The 10,419-nt window shown below is 51.0% G+C and carries 9 protein-coding genes; 5 read left to right on the top strand and 4 right to left on the bottom strand.

What is annotated here, in order from left to right; translation table 11 throughout:
• Positions 1-476: 476 nt before the first annotated feature.
• Positions 477-1,970 carry a carboxypeptidase M32 gene (locus tag C5S61_RS11495; protein WP_110515196.1) on the top strand — a complete coding sequence of 498 codons (1,494 nt, stop codon included), beginning with the start codon at positions 477-479 and terminating at the stop codon, positions 1,968-1,970.
• A 248-nt stretch (positions 1,971-2,218) separates the two neighbouring features.
• Here the strand turns inward: C5S61_RS11495 and C5S61_RS11490 are convergent, their stop codons facing one another.
• Positions 2,219-3,508 (bottom strand): NAD(P)/FAD-dependent oxidoreductase, encoded by a 1,290-nt coding sequence (locus C5S61_RS11490; protein ID WP_110515195.1) that lies wholly within the window; start codon positions 3,506-3,508, stop codon positions 2,219-2,221.
• The gene (locus C5S61_RS11485; protein ID WP_110515194.1) at positions 3,505-4,587 is read right to left on the bottom strand and encodes a lysylphosphatidylglycerol synthase transmembrane domain-containing protein; all 1,083 of its coding nucleotides are present in this window, start codon (positions 4,585-4,587) and stop codon (positions 3,505-3,507) included. The genes C5S61_RS11490 and C5S61_RS11485 overlap by 4 nt, the downstream gene beginning before the upstream one ends.
• 405 nt (positions 4,588-4,992) lie before the next feature.
• On the opposite strand from C5S61_RS11485, the gene C5S61_RS26850 reads away from it, so the two are divergent.
• Positions 4,993-5,148, top strand: a complete 156-nt coding sequence (locus C5S61_RS26850) for a hypothetical protein (RefSeq protein ID WP_164689389.1) — start codon at positions 4,993-4,995, stop codon at positions 5,146-5,148.
• A 43-nt stretch (positions 5,149-5,191) separates the two neighbouring features.
• Here C5S61_RS26850 and C5S61_RS11480 read toward each other — a convergent pair whose 3' ends face one another.
• A complete protein-coding gene (locus C5S61_RS11480) occupies positions 5,192-6,382 on the bottom strand; it encodes a hypothetical protein (protein ID WP_124033422.1) in 1,191 nt (396 codons plus the stop codon).
• Positions 6,366-7,352 (bottom strand): lysylphosphatidylglycerol synthase transmembrane domain-containing protein, encoded by a 987-nt coding sequence (locus C5S61_RS11475; protein ID WP_110515192.1) that lies wholly within the window; start codon positions 7,350-7,352, stop codon positions 6,366-6,368. The genes C5S61_RS11480 and C5S61_RS11475 overlap by 17 nt, the downstream gene beginning before the upstream one ends.
• Before the next feature lie 177 nt (positions 7,353-7,529).
• Here C5S61_RS11475 and C5S61_RS11470 point away from each other — a divergent pair, with 177 nt between their 5' ends.
• From C5S61_RS11470 to ssuD, 3 genes are all read left to right on the top strand, one after another.
• Positions 7,530-8,087 (top strand): NAD(P)H-dependent oxidoreductase, encoded by a 558-nt coding sequence (locus C5S61_RS11470; RefSeq protein ID WP_110515191.1) that lies wholly within the window; start codon positions 7,530-7,532, stop codon positions 8,085-8,087.
• A gap of 10 nt (positions 8,088-8,097) precedes the next feature.
• On the top strand, positions 8,098-9,090 hold the full coding sequence (locus tag C5S61_RS11465) for a sulfonate ABC transporter substrate-binding protein (protein ID WP_110515190.1): 993 nt from the start codon (positions 8,098-8,100) through the stop codon (positions 9,088-9,090).
• Positions 9,091-9,193: 103 nt separating this feature from the next.
• Positions 9,194-10,339 (top strand): FMNH2-dependent alkanesulfonate monooxygenase, encoded by a 1,146-nt coding sequence (gene ssuD / locus C5S61_RS11460; protein WP_110515189.1) that lies wholly within the window; start codon positions 9,194-9,196, stop codon positions 10,337-10,339.
• The last annotated feature ends 80 nt before the right edge of the window (positions 10,340-10,419 follow it).

Raw genomic sequence — 10,419 nt, 5'->3', positions numbered from 1 at the left:
CTTCCCAATCGGCTAAACTAGCATGGAACGGCATAGAATTCCTCGTAGACATGGGTGCTGACACGTCCAGTATACGCGAATTCTCTGCCGTTTGTCGTTTCCTCCCCGAACTACCTACCCTTGAAAGCACCCCCCAACCCCCTCTCCCACTGGATGCGGGCGAGGGGGAGCCGACCGTTTTGTATCACGTATTGCGACAGAACCTTACGATTAAAGCCCCTCGCCCGCGCACGGGCGAGGGGTTGGGGTGAGGGGATCAGACAATGGTTAACGTGATGAACCAGTACAGATAGCCAATAGCCCAACTTCGCGTTCTTCGTGGTTCCGATCTTTGTACTCTTCAATTATCCAGTGATCATGCAATACTTAAAAATAACCCTGTATGATCATATCAACATATGCTAAAATAGAGCAGGAATGACGAGCAGCCCGATCACATGTGATTATGCTGCTCCAAGCAGAAGGATTATCGATTCATGAGTCAAGCTCTTGAGCAATTACGCGAACATTTGGCAACCATTCGCGACCTCAACCACGCCGCAGGCTTGCTATCGTGGGATCAACGCACCCAAATGCCTCGCGGCGGTGCCAGCACTCGCGCCGAACAATTAGCAACGATCAGCCGGATTTCGCATGAGCTGTTTACCAGCGAAAAAACCCTCAAACTGCTCGATGCAATCAATGTCGCCGATTTGCCGCCCGACTCGGATGAAGCTCGTTTGATCAGCCATACGCGCTACAATTACGAGCGTTCAACCAAATTGCCTGCCGAGTTTATCGCCAAGCAATCACGGGTGCGGGCCTTGGCTGGCAACGTTTGGGAAGATGCACGCGCCAAATCAGATTTTGCCATGTTTCAACCCCATCTCGAAACGATTGTCGACATGGTGCGCGAACAAGCTGAGTTGTTGGGCTACGACGAACATCCCTACGATGCCTTGCTCAATAGCTACGAACGCGGTTTGACCACCAACCAAGCAATTGCGCTCTTCGATGAATTGAAGGCTGGCACTGTACCATTGGCCCTCAAGATTGCTGCAATGGGCGATGATGGCCGCGATGCTCCGCTGCATGGCAACTATCCAGAAGCGTTGCAAGAGGAATTTGGCAAAAACGTTACCGTGCGCTATGGCTACGATTGGAATCGAGGCCGCCAAGATCGCAGTACCCACCCGTTCTGCACCAACTTTGGCCGCGACGACGTGCGGATCACCACGCGCTTTAATCCAAATTGGCTCTCACCAGCGCTGTTTGGCACGCTCCACGAAACTGGCCACGCCTTGTACGAGCAAAATATCAAGCCCGAATTGAATCGCACGCCGCTTGGTCGGGGCACATCGTTGGGCGTGCACGAATCGCAATCGCGCATGTGGGAAAACATCGTTGGCCGTTCGCGGCCATTCTGGGAGTTTTTCTATGGCGATTTGCAAGCCACCTTCCCTGAGCCATTGACCAACGTCGATCTAGAAACATTCTATCGCGCGGTCAATACCGTCAAGCCATCGTTGATTCGGGTCGAAGCCGATGAGTTGACCTACAACTTACACATTTTGCTGCGCATGGAATTGGAAATTGCGCTGCTTGAAGGCAAACTCCAGGTCGCCGATTTGCCTGAAGCCTGGAATGCCAAAATGCAAACCTACCTTGGCATTACGCCAGCAAACGATGCAGAAGGCGTGCTGCAAGATATTCACTGGTCGGGCATGATGTTTGGCTATTTTCCAACCTATACCATCGGCAATGTACTTTCGGTCCAATTATTCGATACGGCGATTGCTAAGCATCCAGAAATTTGGGATGAAATGCGCCGTGGTGAATTTGGCACATTGCTTGGCTGGATGCGTGAAAACATCCTCCAGCATGGCAGCAAATTCTTGCCCAACGAGCTGATCAAGCGCGCCACTGGCCGCCCAATGGATGCAGCACCGTACGTCAAGTATTTGCAAACGAAGTTCGGCGAGTTGTATTAAACAGCAAGCCCGCGCTGTATCACCGTTTTTGGGTGATGCAACGCGGGCCTTTTTTTGATCCACGAAGAGCACGAAGGACACAAAGGATCGGAACCACGAAGAGCACGAAGATCGCGAAGTTGGGCTAGAGGCTTTTATGCTCTATGGTCTCTGCTCTTCATCCCTCATAATTCATCCCTCATCCTTTCGCATTATGCCCCCGATCCCCAACTCCCAAGCGTTATGTTCTATGTTCTGTGCTCTATGTTCTACTTTGCCAACATCTCTTTGGCGGCGCGGCGGCCAATTTCGACCGCAAAGTTCGTGCCGCGATCCCATGGGTAGACTTGGCTCATGCTCGCCCACCACAAATCTTCCAGCGGCGTTTTCAGAGCTGGAATTGATTGGCTATGGTTGACTGGCACAATTGGCTGGGCATAGGCTTCGCGATGCAACCACACACCCTCAATCCAATCGGGCTTGAACTGTGGATTGACCTTGCTCAACGAAGGCATAAAGCGTTCTAAGAGTTCTTCTTTGCTAAGTTGAAAATATTCGTGCGAAGGTTCAAGATAATCGCCAAGATAGACCAAGTGCTGGCCGCCATAATGGCGACGATCAATCATTTGAGTATGCTCGACCAAGGCCAAAAAGGGAAAATGCTTTTTGTCCATGTTCATCCAATACATGCCATTAGTCAGCGATTGCTTGAGCGCCACCGTCAATACAACTGCACCAATCGACTTAAGTTGGTCGAGTTTGGCGGTATAGCTGGCTGGCAAATCGGGGGTCATGCGTTTGAGCAAGCTTGGCGAGGTTGTTGAGAGCACTTGATCGTAGCTAGTTTGATCGTTGCTGACCACCAACCAGCCTTGTTCGATTTTGCGTAGCTCTTTGACTGGGCTATTCAGACGAATCGTGCCACCCTTTTTGCGCACAGCATCGGCCATGCGTTCGCCCAAGGCTTGAAAGCCGCCGCGAAAATAGCCAAGTTTGAAGGTGCGCGAGGCAATCCGTGCCCAAAACCATGCTGCATTAACTTCTGGCGTGTAGGGGCCAAATTTACCTTCGAGCACTGGCTTCCACATCGCTTCGTAGGCTGGCTTGCCCATCAGCTTTTGAATGTAGCGCTCGGCAGTGGTTTGTTCGAGGTGCTGCCAGCGATTGATAACTGCCAAAAATTTGAGCCAAGCCCCGCCAGCGGCATTGCGCAAGCGATTAAAAACCGAAAGATGTGGGTAGGTGAGCAATGGCACTACGCCACCAATCTCAATCGAGCCACGCTGAGCATCCCATTGGCCAGAAACAGGGCTATTGAAAAAGAGCAAATCATCGGCGCGAATTTCTTTAATAAAATCAAGCAGCGCCTTATCCGAGCCAAAAATATGATGATAGAACTTTTCCAGCGACCAATCCCAGCCCTCGGCCTGAAAGCCTGCTGCCAAGCCACCAACTTGGGGCGCAGCTTCATACACAGTTACGTTGTGGCCAGCACAAGCCAAATCATAGGCGGCGCTTAATCCAGCGAAGCCCGCGCCAATTACTGCAATGGTTTTCAAAGTCGTACCTCAACTTCAGCGTGCGGCGCATTGGCCGATTCGCCTAATTCTTCTCGTAAGGCTGCCTCGCGTTGTTGAATGCGATTTTCGGCAGCTTGGCTTTCGTTAACCGCTTGATCAAATTCGTTCCAAGCGACCCGCTCGCGCCACATATACCAAAAACCGAGCACGGTAATTGGCACCCACAGCGCCAAGTGCAGCACCAATGTATAGCCGGTGGCAATACTTTCGGCCACATTAAACGATTTCAAGACGCTAATGCCTGCTGCATCGAAAGTGCCAGCGCCACCAGGTGCAGCTGGAATAATCAGCGCCAAGTTGGCAACGGCAGTCATCAACATCAACACATCAAACGAGACATGGAAATCGAAGGCCTGCATCACAAACCAATACTTGGTCGTTTCGGTCAGCCAAATTGCAGTTGAAGTGACGAAAATCATCAGCATCTCGCGGGGCGAACGTAACGAATGCAAGCCAAGCATAATTTTATCAAACAAGCCATGAGCTTTGCTATGGAAGCGTTGTGGCACAATGCTGCGCAATGCCCACGTATACAGCTGCTCAGTGCGCCGTTGGTTGCTGGCAATCATCAAAAAGATAACCAAGGCAACCCCAAACAAAATTGATGAAATAATCACCAAATTGTTCCACAGCGCTGGCAATTCAATAAATGGCAAGGTGACAAACACAAATAAGAGCATCACCAAACCATCAAATAAGCGTTCAAGAATGACGGTGGTGAGCGATGCGCCCATGCCGATGCCTTCTTTGCGCTTGAGCACATACGAACGAATCACTTCTCCAGCACGGGCGGGGTAGACATTGTTGCCCATGTAGCCAATCACGACGACAGGGAACAAGCGGCGAATTGAAACCGCTTTGATATGGCGCAGCATATAGTGCCAACGCCACGTTCTGGCCCAAACAGCCCCAAAATAGACCAAAACACCTGGGATAATCCACCAATAATTGGCGGTGCTCAGCGCATCCCAAAAGCCAGCCCAATCAAGACCATTAAATGACCACCATAAAAAGAATACACTAATCGCGATTCCAAACCATAATTTTGGTCGTCGCACAGCGTCCTCCACCATGCCAGTAGCCAAGGCTACTAGCTGTACTTCAATGTCAATAGTACGATGTGTGCCGCGCTGTGTGAACAAAAATCACACCACACACCCAACTTAAGATCATAGCCGATAGTAGACAAGACTGCAAATAGCCCGCTGGGTTGAGTTTTGCGCTATTTCAGCGCCATGTTGGCTACGATTGGCTAGTTCTGGTTGTCATTAATTAATCGCTTATTTTCAGCACGTGGATTAATCAAGTGACACTAGTTGTCACAACCAAAGCGTATACTCAGGCCAGCAAACGCATTAAAAGCCTATTTCGTTAACAAATAGGTCTTGATTATCACGAACGTTTGTGCTAAAATATTCATTACTGGGTTATCGACAACGTACCTAAAGAAAGCGAGTACATCCATGTATCGCAAAATGATTGTATATGATCGAAAAACTGGCGATTTTGCTATGTATCTTGATGGCGAATTAGTCGGCTATGCGCCAACCTACCTCGAAGCCGAAACCCGCCTCAATCAATTAGTTTATCAATTGCTCACCAAAACTGGTGCTGCCTAAAATAAATCAACCCACGGATTTCCCGTGGGTTGTTGGTTTAAGCTTAGAACGAAACGAGAATCAAGGTTGGTTTAAGCCGATTGGTTGGGTAATCGACACCTTCATGGGCTACGCCAGCATAAAAGGTCATGCGATCTTCACGCTGTTTAATTTGTACGCGCCCAATAATCGTCGCTTCTTCGCCTGGATACAGGTAATCGAATTTATTTGGGTCGGCCCATTGCTCAGGGCTGCGCGGCGAAATTGCCCAGCGGAATGGATAGCGAAAACCAGAGCCGCCATTGCCATCCCAATCGATCGCCACCCGCCACAAGCCACCACCAAGGTTGGCATATTGCTCGTTTTCAATCGATGAATAGCTTTGGTTGGTGCTGTAGGTGTAGCCCGAAGCAGGGCCAAAGGTGCGCAACGCCACTTCGCTATTATTTTTAACCTTGAAGGTCACCGTGATGGTATCGTTTAATAAGATTTGCTCAGGGCCAATTTCGACACTCAGCACATCAAGCGAACCAATCCCTGCACTGCTGAGGGTTACCTCGCCGCGCTTGGTCACGCGATTGCCAATCCCATCATCGGCGCGCAATTCATATTGATATTGGCCAGCCGCCAAAATGCCGCCAACCACTGGCCGCCCCGACCAAGCTTCGCTATGCTCGCCAAGCCCTTGCAGCTCGCGATTAACGATTGGATAGCGCGTCTGGTTGGTTGGGTCGATCACATCGAGCGAAACGGTGGCCGTAATTGGCAAGCGATAGGAGAAGGTGGTGAAATCCTCAACCGCATCATCATTTGGCGAAAATGGATTGGGCGTGACCCGCAGATCATACACATCGAAACTGGTGCTTGGCGCTTGATCAATTTGTAGATTAAGCCGTTGCACCGCAGCGTTTTCGGCCTCAACCACCAGCGTATAACTGCCGCTTGGCAGCAAACGATTGGTATCAGCATCAATCGGCACGCTGCCATCGAACACCACTTGATAGGCATCCTTGGAAGGCTCGCGGGTAACTGCTTGACGCAGGGCGTAACGCTCGCCAGCAGCGGTTTCGAGCCAAATTGAAACATTAGTTGGCTGGCCAATTAAATAGCTGATCGTGGTGGTACGCGGGCCAGTATTCAAATTGATAATTGGCTCGCTGAGCGTTACCTCACTCAGCGCCGCATCCGAGCCACAGCCAATTAATAAAGCAAGGCCCAAACCTAGCCCCAAAACATAGTTAAGCTTCTTTCGCAAGATTGGTTGCCTCCGACTCGATCAGTCCATAACGATGGGCGAAAATGCTCATGGCAACAATGCCAACCAACACGCCAAACCACAAAGTGCAAAAGCGAATCACAATTGTGGCGGCGGTTGCAGCACCTTCGCCTAATTTTACCAAGGTGGTAATTAACAAGGTGCTCGAAACTTCCGAAGCGCCCAAGCCACCTGGTAAGAATGATACCAGACCAAACAGCGTCGAGGCGGCAAAAATAAAGGTCGATTGTAACAAAAGTGATCCAGATGCTTCAGCGCCAAAGCCGCGCAACACATAATACATGGCCACACATTCGCCAGCCCACGAAACCACCGAAATAATCGTCGAGACCACCAACAAACGTCCGCTCAACAACTCGGCGCTGCTTTCGTAAAAGCTGTGTAAGGGCTTGGCAAAACGCGCCAAGCGCCCACGTTCAAGCCAACCAATAAAGCCCAAGGCAATGCGGCGATTTTGGAACAAGGACAAACCAAGCACGCTCAAAATAACCAACGCCACAAAGGCTGGGCGCGCTGGTGGATATAAGGCCAAACCAGTGCCCATCAACAGCAGCATCGCCAAGCCATCGGTCAAGCGTTCGGCAAGCACAATCGGCGCTGAACGGCTAATGGGCGTGCCATTCAAGCGTTTGAGCAAGCCCGATTTGAGCACCTCGCCAACTTTGCCTGGCGTTACCGCCATCACCATGCCAGCGCAAAAGAGCAGCGCACTTTGGCCATAACTGACATTGGTGCCTTGGCCAAGTTTGCGCAGATAGTAATCCCATTTGAGCCAACGCAACACATAATTGAAGATGGTAAAGCCCAACACTGCTGGCAACATCAGCCAATTAAAGGTGCTTAGGCTATCGCCAACTTTGCCAATATCGCTAAACAGCGACAAGCCAAGCATAACAATTACGCCAAGCACCACCGAGATTACAACTTTTGAGCGTAATGATTTATCCACACAAGCTCCTTAAGCCAGGTATTGTTTAAGTTCGGTCACAAAGTCTGATTATACTCCATCCCACATACGCTTGATTTGGAACCACTTTGCTACCAGCATGGAACCTACTTTGGAACCTTAGCTGCCTATACTAGCAATTGTTAAGTATCTTTATCAAGAAAGTCATCTAAGGAGTGTGTGGTGGTTGATGTCGTAACTTTAGCGGGTAGTCCAGCGCCCCGCTCAACAACAGCAGTGCTTTTGGAGCATTCCAAGGCTGTGTTAGAACGCCACGCGCTGGTCGTTAAATCGATGAGTGTGCGGGATATTCCACCAGAGGAATTGATCGGCCAAGCCCAATTCAGCCCAGCAGTGCGTCATTATACCCAACTTATTCGCCAAGCTGGAGCATTAATTGTGGCAACGCCTATTTATAAGGATACCTATGCTGAATTATTACGTGCGTGGCTTAATTTACTTCCAGCAGGAGTTTTACGGAATACGCTGGTATTGCCAATAATTACTGGCTCATCGGCGCGTACCGAAGGCCAAATTTATGCAGATTTGGCGGCGCGCTTTCGCCAGCTTGGAGCCAAACATATTATTCCGAGCCTGTTTGCCGCCGAGCAGCAAATTCAATTAACTGCAACCAAATCGCAGCCGCGCATTCATCGCCATTTAGAAGAACGTTTGGGGCTGGCGCTTGATGATATTGCCCAGCAATTAGGAGTTTTGCCATTGGCAGCAGTGGCCTAAGGAGCAGATCATGGCACGCCGTTTTTCGATTGGTTGGCAACGCTTGGCCTTGGCTTTGATTGTAGGGCTTTTGGCAAGCTGTGGTTCTACCAGCAATGATGCTGCTTCGAATGGACAAACGAGCACCCGCAGCCTGCGGATTGGCTATCAAAAGGGTGGCTCGTTGCCGATTCTCAAGGGCAACGGCGCGCTTGAGAATCGGCTCAAAGATGTGAAGGTTGAATGGGTTGAGTTTGCCGCTGGGCCGCCATTGCTGGAAGCACTGAATGCTGGCAGCATTGACCTTGGCTCAACTGGCCAAACGCCGCCAATTTTTGCCCAAGCTGCTGGCACGCCGCTGGTGTATATCGCTTCGGTTGCTGCTTCGCCAACTGGCCAAGCCTTGCTCGTACCGAAAGACTCGCCAATTCAAAGCGTTAGCGAGCTGAAAGGCAAAAAAGTTGCCTTCGCCAAAGGCTCAAGCGCCCATTATTTTGCGATTGATGTCTTGCGCGAGGCAGGCTTGCAATATAGCGATATTGAGCCAGCTTTTCTGACTCCGCCCGATGCCCGCCCTGCCTTCGAGGGTGGCAGCGTCGATGCCTGGATTATTTGGGAACCCTATTTGACGATTGCGCTCAAGGCCACCGATGCCCGCGTGATCCACGATGGAGCTAGCCTTGCGTCCAGCCATAGCTATTATTTGGCCGCCAAAACCTTTACCGAGCAGCATCCCGATCTGGTTAGCGCAACCTTAGAAGAAATTCAAAAAGTTGAGCTTTGGTCGCAGCAAGAGCCGCAAGCAGTAGCCAAGATTTTGGCTCCCGTAATTGGCGTTGATGCAGCAATCTTAGAAGAAGTGGCCAAGAAACAGGCCTTTGGGCTTAGCCCGCTCGACGATACGCTAGTGAATGAGCAACAACAAATTGCCGATACCTTCTTTGAATTAGGCTTAATTCCAAAAAAGGTCAGCATTCGCGATGCAGTCTGGACGTGGCAGCCAGCCCAAACCAGCGCGCAATAGCGCCGATCTGTATAATCATCAGTGATGATTTCCTGCTGTCGTTGGTGTTCGCTGGGGTGGTGTGACCCAACGACAGCGCTCATTGATAAAGGAGCTTGGCTCGATGGAAATCTTATGGTTTATTCCAACTCACGGCGATGGACGCTATCTCGCCTCGACCGTGGCTAGCCGCTCGACGACGTTTCCCTATTTGCGCCAAATTGCCCAAGCGGTCGATGAATTGGGCTTTACCGGCGCATTGCTGCCAACTGGTCATTACTGTGAGGATGCTTGGGTTTTGGCCTCGGCACTGGCAGCGGTTACGCGCCAGATGAAATTTTTGGTGGCAATTCGTCCAGGCTTAATGTTGCCTGGCCCAGCCGTGCGCATGGCCTCAACCTTCGACCGCATTTCCAATGGTCGTTTGTTGATCAACGTAGTTGCTGGTGGCGACACTGCCGAAGTTGCCAGCGATGGCTTACAGCTCGACCACGATCAGCGCTATGCTCTGACCGACGAATTTTTGGAAGTTTGGCGGCGGGTCTTGGCTGGCGAACATGTGACCCTCGAAGGCCAGCATATTCATGTCACCGACGGCAAATTGCTTTTACCGCCAGTCCAACAACCACATCCACCGCTCTATTTTGGTGGTTCATCGCCAGCAGCGCTCGAAGTTGCCGCCAAACATGTTGATGTTTATCTGACGTGGGGCGAACCGCCAGCCCAAGTTGCCGAGAAAATCGCCCAAGTGCGGGCTTTGGCAGCCAAGCATGGGCGCACGCTTCGCTTCGGCATGCGCATGCATGTGATCGTGCGCGAAACCAACCAAGCAGCGTGGGATGCAGCCAACGATCTGATTCGCTATGTTGACGATGCTGCAATTGCCGCTGCTCAAGCAGCCTTCTCCAAAATGGATTCGGTTGGCCAAAAGCGCATGCAAGCCTTGCACAATGGCCGCCGCGATCAGCTTGAAGTTAGCCCGAATTTGTGGGCAGGAGTTGGCTTGGTACGCGGTGGCGCAGGCACGGCCTTAGTTGGCGATGCGGGCACGGTCGCCGAGCGCATGCTCGAATATAGCGAGCTTGGGATCGATACCTTTGTGCTCTCAGGCTATCCACACCTAGAAGAAGCCTATCGCGTGGCCGAATTGTTGTTCCCGCGCTTGCCGTTGGGCAACAAACCAACGCCACCAGCCAATCAACCAGGCATCTTTGGTGAGCTATTGCAATTGCACGAGTTTTCGCGGCGTGAGGGCCAAGTCAGAACATAGAACATAGAACATAGAGCATAAAGGCAATAGGCTTCAGGCTATGGGCTATCGAAAATTGGTTGGAATTGGCATGATCATCC

Source organism: Herpetosiphon llansteffanensis (assembly GCF_003205875.1).
Taxonomy (GTDB): Bacteria; Chloroflexota; Chloroflexia; order Chloroflexales; family Herpetosiphonaceae; genus Herpetosiphon; species Herpetosiphon llansteffanensis.
Note: the sequence above shows the minus strand (reverse complement) of the source record. Positions and strands in the feature narration are given on the sequence as shown.

Excerpts from the sequence above, each read along its gene's own strand:
- C5S61_RS11495 (WP_110515196.1), top strand. The coding sequence starts at position 477 with ATGAGTCAAGCTCTTGAGCAATTACGCGAACATTTGGCAACCATTCGC.
- C5S61_RS26850 (WP_164689389.1), top strand. The coding sequence starts at position 4,993 with ATGTATCGCAAAATGATTGTATATGATCGAAAAACTGGCGATTTTGCT.
- C5S61_RS11465 (WP_110515190.1), top strand. The coding sequence starts at position 8,098 with ATGGCACGCCGTTTTTCGATTGGTTGGCAACGCTTGGCCTTGGCTTTG.
- ssuD (WP_110515189.1), top strand. The coding sequence starts at position 9,194 with ATGGAAATCTTATGGTTTATTCCAACTCACGGCGATGGACGCTATCTC.